Raw genomic sequence first — 16595 nt, 5'->3', positions numbered from 1 at the left:
TAAGAAACTAACACCCGCATGCCGAAAATTAAGAAGCTATTGGTTGCCAACCGTGGAGAGATTGCCTTGAGAATCATGAGGACAGCGCGTGAGATGGGGATCGAGACAGTAGCGGTATATTCCGAAGCAGATCGTCTTTCTCCTCATGTGAACTATGCAGATGAAGCCGTGTGTCTTGGTCCTCCACCGTCCAAACAGTCCTATTTATTGGGAGAGAAAATCGTTAATGTTTGCAAAGAACTTGGTGTGGATGCGATCCACCCAGGTTATGGCTTCCTGTCTGAGAATGCGAATTTTGCCAGAATGGTAGGAGAGGCTGGGCTGATCTTTGTCGGACCGTCGCCTGAATCCATCGAAGTTATGGGGTCAAAATTGGCTGCCAAGCAAGCGGTCGCTGCCTACGATATTCCTTTGGTTCCCGGTACTGAAGAAGCTATTTCTGATATTTCTATCGCAAAATCCAGAGCAGTAGAGATCGGCTATCCCATCCTGATCAAAGCTTCGGCCGGTGGAGGTGGCAAGGGGATGCGCATCGTAGATTCGGAGGAAGAGTTTGAAGAGCAGATGCAGCGTGCGGTATCAGAGGCGCAATCGGCGTTTGGGGACGGAGCGGTATTTATAGAAAAGTACATTGGTTCACCGCGACATATAGAGATACAGGTGCTGGGCGATCAGCATGGTAATACCGTGTACCTTTTTGAGCGGGAATGCTCTATACAGCGGCGCCATCAAAAGGTGATCGAGGAGGCGCCTTCTGCGGTAGTAAGCCCAACGATGCGCAAAGCGATGGGCGAAGCAGCGGTCGGAGTGGCCAAAGCCTGCAATTACTACGGAGCAGGCACGGTCGAATTTATCGTAGATGAGAAGCTGGACTTTTATTTTTTGGAAATGAATACAAGACTTCAAGTTGAGCATCCCGTCACAGAGATGATCACTGGGAAAGATCTGGTGCGGGAGCAAATCCTGATTGCGGAGGGAAATCCACTTTCTTTTTCCCAAGAAGACCTTAGAATAAACGGACACTCGGTTGAGATCCGTGTCTACGCCGAAGATCCAAAAAACAATTTCTTACCCGATATCGGAAGATTGGAAACCTACCGAAGACCTCAGGGACCGGGGGTAAGGGTAGATGATGGCTTTGAAGAGGGAATGGACATCCCGATCTATTACGATCCGATGATTGCCAAGCTGATCACTCACGGGGAAAATCGTCAGGATGCGATAAACCGGATGATCCGGGCAATCGATGACTATCGAATTACCGGTATTCAGACGACTTTGGACTTTTGCCGCTTTGCGCTGGGGCATCAGGCTTTTGTTTCTGGGGACTTCAATACCAAGTTTGTCGAGCTTCATTTTTCTCCCGAAAAACTCGAACCCATTTTCAGTCCTGAAGAGCAAGAGCTGCTGGCGGCGCTGGCTGTGGAGTTTTTTCAAAAGGAAGAAAGTCGACTCAGCCCGACTCAGCCGATGAAAAAGGCTCCGACCACAAACTGGACCAACCGCCTGATTTGATGGCAGAGATCCTACCGCTCAGAGCCTGGCGATACAACGAGCAATTGAGTAAAAACCTGGAAGACCTGACCGCGCCACTTTTTGACGTGGTGTCAGCTAAGCAACGGGAGCGGCTCTATGCGAATCCTCTGAACAGCATTCACCTGTCGGTTCCCCAAGGAGAAAATCCCTCAGAAAATGCCAGTCAAATACTTCAAAAATGGAAGTCGGAGGGGATTATCGAACAAGACTTATTTCCGGGGATTTATGTCTATTACCAGTATTTCCGTCTGCCAGGCGAGCACGAGGAGCGTTGTCGCAAGGGCTTTGTCGCGCAGATCAAGGCTTATGATTGGGACGAAAGAGAAATCCTGAGACATGAAAGTACGATCGTCTCAGCAGTTAACGACCGGATAGATTTGCTCCGTTCGACTGAGATTCAAGCCAGCCCTACCCATGGTTTGTATTCCGACGAAAGCAAGGAACTAGAAACGTATATGGATGCAGCTATGGCAACGCCGATGTACGAGTTGGAAGACTATCAGGGGGTGAGAGAAGTGCTCGCTGTCATCAACGATGCGTCTATTATATCCAGATTTTTAGCGGTGTTAAAGGATAAAAAAGTGATCCTGGCGGATGGACATCATCGTCTGGAAAGTGCGATTGAATTCCGAAAGCTGCGTCAGGATGCCTTTCCAAATGCCAAGTGGAAAGGTTCGGACTACCACCTGATGTACCTGACCAATGCGCACGGCAATCATCTGAAGATCCTCCCTACACATCGGTTATTTTTTGGATTGCAGATCTCGGAATCAGAACTGATGAATAAGATCAGTAGCTGGTTTGACGTGAGGCCGTTTGAAGACGCCGAGGAGTTGGAAACTTATGTCTTTCAGCGGAAATGGACTTTTGGATTGATTCTGTCGGACGAATCCTATGTCATTAAATTCAAGCAAGAACGGTTTTCAGAAGTTCGACCAGAACTACCCGAGACGGTTCGAAATCTCGATTTGGTAGTTTTGCATGATGTTTTATTTGAAAAAATCCTGGGTTTGAATTCCGAACAGCAGCGACAATCAGATCAGTTGGCATTTGAGCGTAACTTCTCCAGGTGCGTACGAGAGGTGCGGAGAGGGGAAGCTAGTTTTGCCGTGATCACGCGGGAAATTGAGTTGGAGCAGGTTTTGGACGTTTGTGGTTCGGGGGCTTTGATGCCTCAAAAATCTACTTACTTTTATCCAAAAGCACTCGGTGGTTTGCTTTTTGGAAGCATAAAACAAGATGAATTTGATTACGAATATGGAGCCTTTTTTGAGCAAACTTAAAGATAAACGCATCATACTGGCTTCAAGTTCTCCGAGGCGGCAGGAACTCCTGAGGGGATTGGAAGTGGAGTTTGAAGTGAATGTCAATCCGGTCGATGAGACCCTGCCGACAGATCTTCCGGTGGAGTATGCAGCGGCCTATCTATCCAAACTCAAGGCCGAAAACTATCCGGATATGCTGGCTGAAAATGAGATTCTGATCACCGCCGACACGGTGGTGATTTTGAAAAATCAAATTTTGGGCAAGCCAAATTCGGAGCATGAAGCCTTTGATATGATCAAAAAGCTGTCCGGGACTACCCATAGGGTGATGACAGCGGTGACTATGAGGGGTTATAAAAAAAGTGTGACGCTGGAGGATGAAACCAAGGTAACCTTCCGATTTTTAGACGAAGAAGAAATCTGGCACTACGTCCGAAAATATAAGCCATTTGACAAGGCCGGAGCTTACGGAATTCAAGAATGGATAGGTTTCATCGGGGTGAGCAGCATCGAAGGTTCCTATTTCACGGTTATGGGTTTTCCGCAGCATTTGGTTTACGAGCAGCTGAAAAAATGGTAGGATCAATGTTCGGATCTGGTTGATGATCGTCTATGTTCGAAAATCGCCGTTCGATTTTTCTTTCTTTGAAAATAGCAGTACAAAGACTGCATTAACGTAGACAAGTCGTGTTAATATGAATCAAAAAGCTTGACCCCCAAGTTTTGCGATATGATTTTCCTTCAGCGCTTCACTCTTCCTTCCGGTAGTCCAGAAGAATTTCCTTTTAGCATTCCTTCGTTTAAAGGGCTGAAATCTTTGGACCTACACCAACCAATTACGGTGTTTGTGGGAGAAAATGGCTCTGGAAAATCCACCTTGCTCAAAGCCTTGGCCTTGAAACTCAATCTGCCGGCCATTGGAAGCTCGGACCTGGAGCAGGACGATACACTTGCCGGTTTTCGCAGTTTCAGTGAAGGAATCGTCACCCAGTGGGGTCGTACACGAACATATCGGGGATTCTTTTTTAGGGCAGAGGACTACTTTGGATTTGTCAAAAGACTTAGAACGATCGATCAGGAACTGAAAGGTGACATTGTGGATTTTGAGAAAAATCTGAGCGGCTATGGCCTCAAAGTAGCCGTTGGTGCAATTCTCGGTCAAAAGGAGGCTTTGCAGCGGAAATACGGTGATCTGACGCAGGTTTCTCATGGTGAGGGTTTCCTAAAAGTCCTCGAAAGCCGCATCCAGCCCGAAGGTATATACCTCATCGATGAACCGGAAGCAGCACTTTCACCCCAGCGACAACTGGCACTTTTTTCACTGATCAAAAATCTAGCTACGCACCAAAATTGCCAGTTTATCATCGCCACTCATTCCCCGATTCTGATGAGTCTGCCGGATGCCCAAATCCTTCAATTCGATGAGCAAGTTCATTCCGTCAGCGTCGAAGAGACGGAGCATTTTATGATTATGAAAAACTTCCTCAACAACCCTGAAGCGTTTCTTCGATTTCTCTGACCAAGTAAAAATCGCTAACAATTGAATAGGCAGAAAAGTAAAAAGCGAAGGCCTTCCTTCGCTTTTCTGTCAATTGTCCTGAGGAATCTGCAGGAGTAGTTCGATGATCTCCCTTGGTGTTGAGGCGTTCCTGAGTTTTTCTTCCTGGATGATCACCTGGAGCTGATACTCCAATTCGAAGATCAACCCGTTGATAAAAACCGGATGCATGTCCAGTTGCAGGATTAGGTGGGCATTTTTTCGGGGGCCAGTCAGATCTATTCCATAGGAATGAAAAACTCCGGCGGCTTTTTTCAGCATTGAGTAGTGTTGGTTCATAGGGTCAAATTTTAGGTGGCAATAACTTATACATCACCGGAGTGACGATTCTAGACAGCAATGTGGAACTAATCAGACCTCCTATCAAAACAATAGCCAAAGGCGAAATCAGCGGATTCGTACTCAGTGCAATTGGGATCAAACCTCCAATGGCTGTAATCGTGGTCAGCACAATCGGTAAAAATCGAATTTCTCCTGCTTCACGGATTGCAGCCTCCAAAGGTTTTCCTTCCAGTCTCAATTGGTTGGTAAAATCCACGAGCAGGATGGATGTTTTTACTTCTATTCCCGCTAACGCAATCAAACCGATGATTGCTACAAACGACAGCGAATTTCCCGTCATCCACAACGCAATCAAGGCTCCGACCATTCCAAGTGGAATGACAGAAAGTACGATGATAGTGCTCTTAAAGGTTTTGAAAAGCAAAATTAAAACTGCAACAAAGAGAAAAACGGTGACAATTATCACGGTGTTAAATCCTGCAAAAGACTCTTGGCGGGTTTCGTATTCTCCGGCCATCTTAAAAGAGTACCCCTCGGGAAGCTTTACCTGATCCATTTTTTGAATCACATCCGAGATCACTCGGTCAGTCAGGAAATTCTGGTCGACAAATGCCGAAATAGACACCGAACGGATCTTGTTGTAGTGGTCGATGGTGAGCGTGCTGCTTTCCAATTCGAGATTGGCGATCTGGGATATGGGAATCCCAGCACCTTGTTGGTTGTTGATGTATAGCCCCTCGAAACTTGTCAAAGTCGCTTTTTCCGGTCTTGGTGCGGTAATGTGGATCGATCGTTCTGATCCCTGAATGTCTGTGAAAGTACCCAGGTTTAATCCTGCAAATGCCAATCTGACTGTTCGATCGACTTCTGCGATATTGACGCCGAGTGTCCGGGCTTTATTCTTTTGGATGGCGACGCGGATATCGGTTTTCAGGTGGGCCACCGGATTGTTGATGTAGATTGTTCCCTCGGTTTCTTTGAGTAGCAGCTCCACCTTCGCTGCCAGGTTACGGAGTGTATCCAGATTTTCTCCGGAAATCCTCACTTCGACGGGAGCGGTTACCGGTGGGCCTTGCTCAAAGTTTTTCACTTCAACTTTTGCTCCCGCAAAGTCGTCGAATCTTGCCTTGAGGTCTTCGATGACTTCCATCTTTCGCGGTGGTGATGTAGTTGGATCAAGCTGGACAAAGATCTGGGAATAGTCCGTCCGTTCGTTTTCTGGGATTTCGTTGTAGTAGATCCTCGGGTTTCCCTTGCCTACATTCGTTGCAAAGTTCATCAATTCTGGAATCAGGCTAAGCTCGGCTTCTACCTTTTTGGCAACTTCATCTGTCGTAGTCAGATTGGACTGAAGCGGTGTGGTGATGTTGATGAGAAACTGGGGTTTTTCAGAAGGGGGAAAAAGGCTGAATCCAATCACAGGAAAGAGCCCCATAGCAGCGATGAAAATGACTCCAGCGATCAGGAGCGTCTGCACCGGCTTTCCAAGAGCCTTTTCTAACAATGGCGCGTAGGTTCGGTGAATCCCTTTTTGAAATAGGTCAAAAATACGGTTAGTATGATCCGTGCCTTTGTCTTTGAGAAACCAAGTAGATAGGAAGGGGATGATGGTGAGTGAAACGAGCATGGACGCCAACACGCTCATGATGACGGCCATCGGCAGACTTCGCACGAAATCGCCAGAGCCTTCCGGTAGAAAAACCAAAGGCAAAAATGCAATAACCAAGGTCACCGTGCAGCCAACGACCGAAAGTGAAATCTGCTTCGTGGCTTTGAGTGCGGCCTCTTTTCTGGAAAAGCCTTCTCTGATCCAGCGCTCAATGTTCTCTACTACTACGATACTATCATCCACCAATAGCCCCAAAGCGACTACCAAGCCAACAATACTCAGCTGGTTAAGACCATACCCCAACGCGTTCAATAGCACCAAACCAATCGCAAGCGAAAGCGGAATAGAGACCATCACGATGATTGAAGCCCGGTTGCCCAGAGGAAGGAGGGTGATGAAAACCAATGAGATCGCGATCAGGAAGTCAAAGCCCAAGCCGCTGAGGCGCTGATTCACATAGTTTGCCTGGTCAAAAGAGACAATGAGATCGATGTTGTCCGGGAGCTCGGTTTTGACTTTTTCAAGGACAGCGACATATTTTTCCTGGACATTGGAGATGTTGTTGCCTTCCTTCAGCGCCGCCGTGACAAAGATCGATCGGTAGCCATTCAACCGGGTGATGTGTTTGGTTTCTTCGAAGTCATTCCTGATAGTAGCCACGTCCTTGAGCTGAATGGTCTTTCCCTGAACAGAATAGACGATCGTCTCACCGATCTCCTCGGCAGAAGTGTAATTTCCGCTGGTTTTGATATTAAAGCTTTTGCTTCCCGCCTCCACTTGGCCGCCGGGAATGTTGCTCAGTTCGCTTTGGATGCTTCCGATAATGGCAGACAAGGGAATGTTCATTTCCGCGATCTTGTCCAGCTTGAGATCTATCCGGACGACCTGCTCCGGCAGTCCAAACAGCTCGACTTTCTTCAGTTCGGTGATTTTCTCCAGTTCATCTTGTAGTCGCTCACTATATTTCTTTAGGTTATCCCTGGAGGCGTTTTCGCTTATCAGAGCGATTTGCAGGATATTCACATCGGAAGGCCGGACTTTGTTGATCTTGATGGAAAAAATGTCCTCAGGCAGCTCGGGTCGGAGTGTATTCACCTCGCGCACCAGCTCCTGGTATTTTTCATTGACGTCTTCATTGTAGTTGTACTCCACGAATAGTACCGCGACGCCGTCCTTGATTTCCGTTTTGATCCGCTTGATGTTTTCCAGCCCATAAATCACTTCCTCCAGTGGATCAACGACCAATTCTTCCATATCCTCGGGACTTGCCCCTGGATAGATGACGATCACGGGAAATTGCGGCGCTTCGATCACCGGATCTTCACTTCGGGGCATGCTGAAAAAAGTCGTCACGCCGACAGCCACCGTCATGAGGAAAATCACCAGCGTGAACTGGTAGTTTTTAACTGCAAAATCAGAGATTTTCATTGATTCTTAACTTCTATGGTGGAACCATCAGTAAGGTATGCGCTCCCTGAGACGATCAGTGTGGCGTGTTTTTCCAGTCCGGAAAGTACCTGAACAGTATTTGGGGAGATCTTACCCAGGCTGACTTTGATCTTTTTTGCCTGTTGGTTGTCGTCGGTGACAAATACAAACCCCTCGCCTCCGCTGGCATCCAACAGGGCCTCATAGGGGATCTCCCAACCTTCAGTCTCTTCGGTCGGATATATCAGCACTTTGCCAAACATGCCGGAGGCCAGCTTTAATCCCAGACTTTCGTCGGGAGAAATCTCCACCCAGTAAGCGCCCGTGACAGGATCGGCGGCCTGGCTCTTGCGAATGACTTCGCCGGGAATGCTATCGGAGGTTGACGGGAAAATTATCGCCGGGTTGCCGATACTGATCACGCTCCAATTCAAATCATTGACGGTAGCCTTGAGCAGCCAATGGCCTTGATTGGCTCCATTGATCTGCAACACTTGAGCGCCGGAGGCGACTTGTTGACCAGCATTTACGAACTTGCGCAAGACAAATCCATTTTGCGTCGCGCGGATCTGGGAAAAGGAGAGGTTGAACTCGGCAGTTTTAAGCTGCTGCTCAGCGATGTCAAGGGCGGTTTTGCTGTTTTGAAATTGTTCCAAAGTAGCGACGCTGTCGCGGTAAAGTCGCTCGGCCCGCTGATGGTCTCGAAGTGCTTTTTCGAACGCTAGTTTTGACTGGTTTAGGCCAGCCTGAATTTCGGTCAGATCGAGGCTTGCAAGTAGTTGACCTTTCTTGACTTCGTCACCCTCCTGCACGAGGATTTGAGACACAATACCGCCGACTTTGAAGGAAAGAAGTGTCTCATCGTTGGTGGAGAAACTTCCACTTGCAGGGATGGAAGACGAAAAACTTCCCTGCTTGAGCTCGACTACCTTGACCGGTATCCTATCACCTTTGCTGACTAGCTGGGTGGTGGTTTCTGTTTTGCTGCAGGCAAAAAATAACGCTGCGAGCAGAAAGAGGAATGGGTTGGAAAGAATTCTCATAGCTTAATAGGTTTGTGAAATGAGTTGACGCTCAAGCTGCGCCATGGACTTGAGGAGGTTGTAGGAATTGATGGTTTTTTGAAGCGAGGCCTGGGTCAGCTGGCTTCTTGCGTCGATGAATTCGATCAGTGAATTGGCTCCTTCTCGAAAACCCCGATCCACCAAGCGAAAATAGGCGGCAGCGGATTCGAGCTTTTTAACAGCGGACTGTAGAGCCGCCTGATTAGCGATAACCTCGTTTTTGGTGAGTTGCAGATCGAGCTCAAGCTTCTCGGTAAGGAGGTCTTTTTGGTTCTGCACGGACTTCAGCCCCAATTCGCTTCGGTAGATCTGGGTTCTGTTTCTTCCACCTTGAAATACGGACATATTGAAATTGACACCCAAAAGCGCATACCTTGAGTCTTGGTCAAAGGCCCAATCAAAGCTCTGGGAACCTAAATCGGCATAGGTACTTATTCTGGGTACCCAAAAATTCTTACTGGCTTTGATCGCTGTTTCTTGGATGAGTTCGGCGGTTTGGACCTGCAGGAGCTCCGGACGGGTGCTGAGGTCCTCCTCGCCCATTAGTAGGGCGAGTTCTGTCTGATTCGCGAGGTGCTCTTCAAAAACCACCTCGCTATAAATCGGTCGGTTGAGCAGAAAATTGACGTAGTGAATTGCATTTTGCTTCCTGCTTTCCGCCTCTATCATCAGCGCATTGATGTTTTCCACTTCGCTTTCAGCCCGGAGCACAGCGGAGGGAAGGCCTTTTCCATTTTTCAAAAGGGATTGGTTGTCTCTCAGATTTTGCTCCACGAGGCCCTTGCTGCTTTTGATGACTTCGATGGCGGTATAAGCTGTGCAGAAATTGTAATAAGCCAACTTAATGTCTTGGATCAGATTCGCTTGATAGATCTTTAGCTCATACTCCGAGAGCAAAACCTGCTTTTCTCTGATTTGCTTCTGATAGATCAGGTCGGTATTGACAATCGGCATCGAAGCGCGGAAGCGGGCATCGTAGAAATTGTCCGGCAAGAGTTGCTCCGAGACGTTTTCTAGCTGGGGGAAAGTAGTCGTTCCCGTCAATTGGTTGAGCGTAGAATAGACTGGGTTTAACAGATCGCCGACGGGAAAGCCAATTGTCCGACCGCCGCTCGCCAGTGTGTAGCTCGCTCCAAAATCAAGGGCAGGGAGGAAAAAACTCTTAGCATCTTTGAGTGCAAGTAAGCTTCGCTCCAGCTCGATATTTTTTTCTTTCAAAACCAGGTTGTTTTGCAATCCGTCCAGGACATATTGATCCAGGATGCCTTGTCCTTTCGCAATCGGAGGGTAGCTTAACAACAGATAGACCAGAAAAATAAGTGTAGTCTTTTTCATTTCATTATTCGATGTTAATTATTTAAACAGTGTTTAATGGACAGGTAAATTTTTTTAGATCCTATCTAGAATCTTGAAAAACTCCTCCAATCCTTCTGTTACGATTTTATCCTTACGGTTTGGGAGTATTACGTCGCAGCGCTTTCTGATGTGGAGGGAAACCATGCCATGGACAATCGACCAAATCATAAAAGACAAGGCCTCCGCTTCATGGCCCTGGAAATGCCCTGCGCTAATACAGTCGTTGATGGTCAATCTCAGGAAATTAAACGTACCTCCTCCTTCTTTCCAACAGTCATCGTCCGTGCTGCAAACATGCTCAATGGGAGCCTCTTTGATGAACATAAGGTCGTACATGTCAGGGTTTTCTGTAGCAAAATTTACATAGATGCTTCCCATTGCTTTCAGTCGCTCCATTGGATTTCTCACGGAGCCTAATACCTGCATTTTTTCGATCAGCTGTTGGAAACCAACTTGGTGGAGTGCGTGAAAAATCTCGTTTTTATCCTTGAAATAGTGGTAGATTATTCCAGGGCTATATTCGATCTGATCCGCGATATTTCGGATGGAAGTCTTTTCGATCCCTCTCTCCAGAAATAGTGATTTGGCCGCGACCAATATTCTTTCTTTCAATTCCTCTTTGTCTCTCTCTTTTCGATCTGCGATTCCCATTACTTTTCTATTGAACGGTTAAATGTAGTTAAACACTGTTTAATATTCCAAATGATTTGCTCGGATCTTGTGAAAAAGATATGCAATCGTCGTCCGGGGAACTGAGCGCTGCGACTGAACACTATTCTAGACTGCTATTGGCTTTCCTCTTTCAACTGCTCACTGTCCCAAGCAGAATCGTTCATGGAAAATTTGCGGGAGAGTTCACCGGAGAGAAGGCTTTCCTGGATTTCGATTTGCTTTCGGATTTTGGAGATGTATTCGGTTTCATTGCTCCGGAATTTGACGAGAACTTTGAGTGAATCTTCATCATATTTTCGAAACTGCGCAGCCAGCCTTTGGACGGTATGCGCCCGGAATCCAAGTTTTTGAAGGGCTTCTTGTCCCATGCGTATCGAGGTGTCCAAATGTTCTCTGAAGATATTTTCCACCCCCATTTCCATTAATTCAAAGGCTTCATATCGATTTTTGGCTCGGATCATGACTTCCAGATGGGGGAAATTCTCCTGGCAGAGCTCCACGAGTTTTTTGTTTGTTTCGGTTGACCTGATTGCGGATATCAAGATTTTGGCGTGATCGGCTCCGGCCGAATGCAGCAAGTCTAAGCGTGTCGCATCTCCGAAGTAGACTTTGAATCCCATCTTTCTCAAAAAATCCACCCGATCCGGGTCGTAGTCCAATACGGTAGCTTCGATACCATTTGCGCGCAAAAATCTCCCCATTGTCGAGCCAAAATGAGAAAATCCCACTAGGATTACCGAATTTTTTTCCTCGATTTCATCGGCTTCACGCTTCGGTTTGGCGCTTTTCTTTTCCAATATAGGAAAGATGATCTTGTCCAAAATGAGGCTGAAGATGGGTGTGAAAGTCATACTGAGTGCTGTAATTGCCATCAAAATCCCCGAGTTAGTAGTCTCTAGGATTCCCAGCTGAAGCGCAAAGGCATAGGTGACAAACGAAAATTCGGAGACCTGGGCCAGTCCGATTGAAAACCTTAGATTATCACCGAGACTCAGTTTCCTGGTTTTGCCGATTATGCCAAGGACGAGGGCTTTGATCAGGATCACGCCAAGAGTGAGCGAAAAAACGCTTAGGGCGTCCGAGAAGATCAAATCGAAATTGATGGTGGCACCCACCGCCATGAAAAACAAGCCCAAAAGCAATCCTTTGAAGGGATCGAGATCAGATTCCAGCGCATGTTTGTAGGGAGAGTTGGCCAATATCACCCCTGCAAGAAAGGTCCCCAAAGCGGGGCTAAGGCCGACTAATTCCATCAGGAAAGCAATTCCGACCACAATCAATAGCGCCGATGCGGTGAACAGTTCTCGAAGTTTGGTCTTAGACACCCAATTCAACAGCGGGCCAAAACCAAAACGTCCCAACAAGACGACAAGTCCAATCGCTGCGAAGATCAGGACGGTCTGCATCCAGCCCGGCTGATTTCCCAGAAAACTGTCGTGGCCGGCACCCGAAGCCTCTGAGCTCACTACTGCCAGTAGGGGTAGTATAGCCAATATGGGAATAACCGCGATATCCTGCAGGAGCAAGACGCCAAATGACATCTTGCCGGTAGGCGAGTCCATCTGATTTTTTTCTTTCAATGATTGGAGCACAATCGCCGTCGAGGAAAGGGCCATCGAAAGTGCGGCCGCAAGACTGATTCTCCAATCAATGCCCAGCATCAATCCCAGTCCAAAAATCAACCCGGACGTCACCAGCACCTGAGAAAGTCCAACCTTCAAGATCAGGTCGCGCATCTTCCAAAGGTTTTTAGGTTCTAGCTCAAGTCCAATCAAAAACAGCATCATCACCACGCCAAATTCCGTGCTGTGCATGATGTCCTGTCCCTGAGATTCATCTTGGATAAACTCAAAGCCGTAGGGTCCGACGAGGATTCCGGCAATCAGGTAGCCCAAGACTGAGCCCATTCCCAAGCGTTTGGCAATCGGGACGCAGACGATCGCTGCCAGGATGTAAACAATTGCATTGAATAGAAAACCGTCCATGGCTTAGGTTTTTTGGGTATAGGGCAGGGAAATCTCGGCTGAGTCACGTAAGCTCAAAATCAGCTCCTGGTACTCCTTGGCTTTTTCCCTGAGCTGATAGTCGGTAATCCTATGCGTCCCACTTAGGTGAAATGGCGGCAGGTAGCGCATGTTGCAGAGGTACGCCGTCTGCTCAAAAGGTCGAAGGAATTCTTCGATCGTAAACCGATTTCGTCCGAGTGAAGAATAGACGTCTTTGGATCCTCCTGATGTGATCGTGTTGAAGATGTATTTGTTTTTGAGGAAAATTCCGCCCTTGCCGTAGGCCCACCCATGCTCCAAAACCAAGTCTATCCATTGCTTCAGCAGCGGCGGGCAGGAATACCAGTAGAATGGGTGCTGCCAGATGATCACTTCGTGTTCGAAGAGCGCTTCTTGTTCCGCCTGAATGTTGATGTTGAAGTCGGGATAAAGCTCATAGAGATCCCGGATTTGAACGTTTTCCAAGCCGCTTACAGCATCGACCAAGGCCTGATTTGCGTCAGAATGCTCGAATTTGGGGTGGGCAAAGAGGACGAGGATTTTGCGCATGGTATTGCTAAGCCTTTTCAGATAGAGGATTGATCTTTGAAATAATAGCCCAGCGCACCAGAAGGACATTTTTTGACTTGCTCGACCAGCTGCTCTGAGCTCGCGTTGTCGATTTCTATCCAAGGCTTTTTTCTGGGATTGAAAACTTTTGGAAGCCCTCGGACGCAATTGCCTGAATGGGCACATTTTTCGGGTTGCCAAGTGATGACAACTTCCCCGTTGTCATATTCTTTAGAGGGTATGGAGCTCATAGAAACGTCGTTTTGGATAAGCTAATAATACCAAAAACTGGCCATTAGTTCTTTGCCCCACCGGGTAAAAAAGAAAAAACCTGCCTTGTTTCCGAAGCAGGCTGTTGTATTTTTCTACTAATGATTATCCGCAATCTTGCCAGCAATCGAATTTCCTCCATCATTCTGGCTGGAAGACCGAAGTATCGCCAATTTCAGAGTTTAGCGTTGTTTTGCTTACGAGCCAACCACTAGTACAAAAACGGAGATACATGTTTTTACTTATCAGCCTCGGGCTTTTTCAAAACCAAATAGAAACAATAGGCCGTCACCACCAAAATCAAGCCTTGAGTTGCAATAGAAAGAATGAGCGCGGAAGTGTTCATGATAGAGCAGTTTTTCGTTTTTTGTGAGAATACCAGACGATTAGAGTGATACCCAAAAACAGGAGTATAAGCTGAGTTCGAGCCAAACTGGAATAGCGCATTTTCTTTTCAATCAGGTCGGCCTTCTCGGGGTTTACTAGCAGTTGAGCTTTGAGATCCGCATGAGACAATTTTGAGATCAGCGAGCTGGACTCCAGCGCGTATCCTTGTCCATCTAGCAAACCGGAAACCGCAGCAGCCCAATCGTTTCCTGCCGGAGTGAACATGGCTCCAATCAACACTAAAAGGAGCAATGTTGGGGTCACATATTTCATGATCCATTTGTAAATGTTCGGGATACGGATATCTGCTCCTCGGTTTAGCTCTTGCCAGCCCTTGTCTATCCCAAAAACCCAAGCGAAAAGAATTGTCTCTAGCAGGGCAAAGATCACCAAGCTAACAGTGCCACCCCAATAGTCATACTCGTCAAAATACCCGTAGCGATAGAATAGCACAGTAGGCAATCCCATGATCAATGCGATCAGACCAAAAGAGACTGCTCCTTTGACCTTGCCCCAACCAAATTCATCCTGCATGAAGCCCATCCAAGGGGTGCCCATAGCTAAGGAGGAGGTGATCCCTGCGAAGAACAAGAGGCCGAACCAGCACACGCCTGCCACTGCTCCAAATACCACTCCCCACTGCTGGAATAGATAGGGCATGGTCTGAAACGCCATTCCAAAGCCGGCGTTTTCGATGACCCAATCTAGTCCCAAAAATCCCGCTGCAATGGGTATCACAATGGCACTCCCCAGCAGTACTTCTACAAATTCGTTAGTAAAACCCGCTGTGACTGAATTGAGCGCAATATCTTCATTCTCTTTGACATAGGAGGCATAGCATTGGATAGAGCCCATGCCTACTGAGAGCGTAAAGAAAATCTGTCCTGCAGCGGCTAACCAAACCTTGGGATCCGCCAATGAGGAATACTGAGGTGTCCAGAGGAAGTTGATCCCATCCCAGGCATTTGCATCAGGAAATTCCCTGGATGCAAAATCAGCGCCCATTGTCCAACCTTGATAGGCTAGCACGCATCCGAATAGAATCAGGAGCGGCATGCCGATTTTGGCTACTTTCTCGATGCCACCGAGTCCCGTAGAAAGGATGTACACATTGACTCCCAAGACCAGTAGGTATACAATCGCAGGGAGATAGCGGATCCCCAGATCAGAGCCTGTCAGATTTACATAATTGTCGAAGAATAGGCTGACTTCCTCCTTACCCATTCCGTTGAACGTACCAAAAACCGTGTGTAGAACATAGATGAAAGTCCAGGATTCGATGTACGTGTAGTAGGCGACCACAGCGATATTGGTGAAAATCCCGAACACACCGATGTACTTCCAGATCGACTTTTTGCTCATCGAATCCAGGATGTATGGGGTACTGTGGTTTCCTAGTTTCCCTCCGAAGCGTCCGATAGACCACTCGGTAAACAGGAGTGGAATCCCCATCAGAAGAAAGCAGATCAAGTAGGGAATGATGAAAGCGCCGCCGCCATTTTGCACGGCTTGTACAGGAAATCGGAGGAAATTGCCTAGCCCTACGGCATTTCCAGCCATGGCGAGAATCAATCCTGTTCGAGATCCCCAGGTTTCTTTCGATGCGTCCATATTGAGTAGAAGAAAAGATAAAAGGCTCCCCCAATGTAGGAGAGCCCTATTCGCTATTTAGTTAACTGTTCATTAATCGTATTTGCCCAGTTCGCAGCGAGAACAGTCTCTCCAAGCAAATCTGAATACTCTTCTGCCGAATATATCAACAGACTCAGCGCCTCTTTTCCGGGTTTCTTAAAGTGTATGTTTAACGCGAGGTGATCAATCAATTTTCTGGTGTTGGTTGTCGGAGCGTTCTCTTGAAAGGTCTCCAAGACCGTTACCTTGCTTACCTCAGCGAGAGGTACGGCGATTTTTTGCTCTGATTCTCCAAAATTGCAGTAGACGAGTGTGTTTTTTTGCTGGTCTATGCCCAATACAAATCGGCGCCTCCAATCCTCTTTTACTTGCGGGTTAAGCTGCAAGCCTGAAACGAATTGATTGAATTTGTCAAGAAATTGCTTTTGAGCTTTCTTGCCTTTGAGAGAATGGTAAACGAAAACGGCGGCTAGAGCGCCAAGCAATATAATGACCACCACAAGAGTGGGCATATCGATGTACAACATGTGATTTGGTAGATAAAATTAAGAATGGGACTGACTGCCTATGGGCAGAAATGAAAAAAAGCGGACGCTACCAAGTATGGAAAAAATAGAAAAATGTGATCAGTACATCGAAAAGGGGCCTTGATTTAGTGAAAAATGAAGGCGAGAAATAATGTGAACCAAGGGATGCAAAAGAGATGCTGGATTGCGATGAGACCAGGTCCGCGAAGTTCAATTCGGCTTTGAAAGCAGGAACTTCCGGCGACTGACCAGCAGATCTGAAGACCAACTCAACAGCCGTGATCTCGCTTAGTTCGGAATGATGAGATTGGCGATGTGACTCCTTCTTAATTGAAGGAGGAAATGAAAAAACAGCAACCATACCAATCAGCCAAGCTAGGCTTAGGAGAACGGCTATTTTTTGTTTTTTCATTTCTTCTACTTTCGAATAAAGACCAAATTTAAGCTTGATTAT

At 47.1% G+C, this 16595-nt stretch carries 15 protein-coding genes; 4 read left to right on the top strand and 11 right to left on the bottom strand.

The window, feature by feature from the left end:
- The first annotated feature begins 18 nt into the window (after positions 1 to 18).
- From ABD031_RS13085 to ABD031_RS13070, 4 genes are all read left to right on the top strand, one after another.
- Positions 19 to 1515 (top strand): acetyl-CoA carboxylase biotin carboxylase subunit, encoded by a 1497-nt coding sequence (locus ABD031_RS13085; RefSeq protein ID WP_343852165.1) that lies wholly within the window; start codon positions 19 to 21, stop codon positions 1513 to 1515.
- Positions 1515 to 2819 (top strand): DUF1015 domain-containing protein, encoded by a 1305-nt coding sequence (locus ABD031_RS13080; protein ID WP_343852163.1) that lies wholly within the window; start codon positions 1515 to 1517, stop codon positions 2817 to 2819. Before ABD031_RS13085 ends, ABD031_RS13080 begins: the two co-directional genes overlap by 1 nt.
- A complete protein-coding gene (locus ABD031_RS13075) occupies positions 2776 to 3381 on the top strand; it encodes a Maf family nucleotide pyrophosphatase (RefSeq protein ID WP_343852161.1) in 606 nt (201 codons plus the stop codon). The genes ABD031_RS13080 and ABD031_RS13075 overlap by 44 nt, the downstream gene beginning before the upstream one ends.
- Positions 3382 to 3531: 150 nt before the next feature.
- Positions 3532 to 4320, top strand: coding sequence for an AAA family ATPase (locus ABD031_RS13070; RefSeq protein WP_343852159.1), 789 nt, complete (start codon positions 3532 to 3534; stop codon positions 4318 to 4320).
- Positions 4321 to 4389: 69 nt separating this feature from the next.
- On the opposite strand, the gene ABD031_RS13065 is transcribed toward ABD031_RS13070, so the two are convergent.
- From ABD031_RS13065 to ABD031_RS13015, 11 genes are all read right to left on the bottom strand, one after another.
- Positions 4390 to 4638 carry an acyl carrier protein gene (locus ABD031_RS13065; protein ID WP_343852157.1) on the bottom strand — a complete coding sequence of 83 codons (249 nt, stop codon included), beginning with the start codon at positions 4636 to 4638 and terminating at the stop codon, positions 4390 to 4392.
- Between the two features lie 4 nt (positions 4639 to 4642).
- Complete coding sequence (locus ABD031_RS13060; RefSeq protein ID WP_343852155.1) at positions 4643 to 7678, bottom strand: efflux RND transporter permease subunit; 3036 nt, start codon at positions 7676 to 7678, stop codon at positions 4643 to 4645.
- A complete protein-coding gene (locus tag ABD031_RS13055; protein WP_343852153.1) occupies positions 7675 to 8721 on the bottom strand; it encodes an efflux RND transporter periplasmic adaptor subunit in 1047 nt (348 codons plus the stop codon). Before ABD031_RS13055 ends, ABD031_RS13060 begins: the two co-directional genes overlap by 4 nt.
- A gap of 3 nt (positions 8722 to 8724) precedes the next feature.
- Positions 8725 to 10077 (bottom strand): TolC family protein, encoded by a 1353-nt coding sequence (locus ABD031_RS13050; protein WP_343852151.1) that lies wholly within the window; start codon positions 10075 to 10077, stop codon positions 8725 to 8727.
- Between the two features lie 54 nt (positions 10078 to 10131).
- Entirely contained in the window at positions 10132 to 10749 is a 618-nt protein-coding gene (locus tag ABD031_RS13045; RefSeq protein ID WP_343852149.1) for a TetR/AcrR family transcriptional regulator, read from the bottom strand.
- A gap of 134 nt (positions 10750 to 10883) precedes the next feature.
- On the bottom strand, positions 10884 to 12755 hold the full coding sequence (locus ABD031_RS13040) for a monovalent cation:proton antiporter-2 (CPA2) family protein (protein ID WP_343852147.1): 1872 nt from the start codon (positions 12753 to 12755) through the stop codon (positions 10884 to 10886).
- Positions 12756 to 12758: 3 nt separating this feature from the next.
- The gene (kefF, locus tag ABD031_RS13035; RefSeq protein ID WP_343852145.1) at positions 12759 to 13325 is read right to left on the bottom strand and encodes a glutathione-regulated potassium-efflux system oxidoreductase KefF; all 567 of its coding nucleotides are present in this window, start codon (positions 13323 to 13325) and stop codon (positions 12759 to 12761) included.
- 17 nt (positions 13326 to 13342) lie between these two features.
- On the bottom strand, positions 13343 to 13576 hold the full coding sequence (locus tag ABD031_RS13030) for a (4Fe-4S)-binding protein (RefSeq protein ID WP_343852143.1): 234 nt from the start codon (positions 13574 to 13576) through the stop codon (positions 13343 to 13345).
- Between the two features lie 361 nt (positions 13577 to 13937).
- Complete coding sequence (locus ABD031_RS13025) at positions 13938 to 15593, bottom strand: sodium-dependent transporter (RefSeq protein ID WP_343852140.1); 1656 nt, start codon at positions 15591 to 15593, stop codon at positions 13938 to 13940.
- Positions 15594 to 15646: 53 nt separating this feature from the next.
- Positions 15647 to 16138, bottom strand: a complete 492-nt coding sequence (locus ABD031_RS13020) for a hypothetical protein (protein WP_343852138.1) — start codon at positions 16136 to 16138, stop codon at positions 15647 to 15649.
- A gap of 70 nt (positions 16139 to 16208) precedes the next feature.
- Positions 16209 to 16553, bottom strand: a complete 345-nt coding sequence (locus ABD031_RS13015) for a hypothetical protein (protein ID WP_343852136.1) — start codon at positions 16551 to 16553, stop codon at positions 16209 to 16211.
- Positions 16554 to 16595: the final 42 nt, after the last annotated feature.

Origin of the sequence: Algoriphagus jejuensis (genome assembly GCF_039523455.1) — a bacterium.
GTDB lineage: Bacteria > Bacteroidota > Bacteroidia > Cytophagales > Cyclobacteriaceae > Algoriphagus > Algoriphagus jejuensis.
Note: the sequence above shows the minus strand (reverse complement) of the source record. Positions and strands in the feature narration are given on the sequence as shown.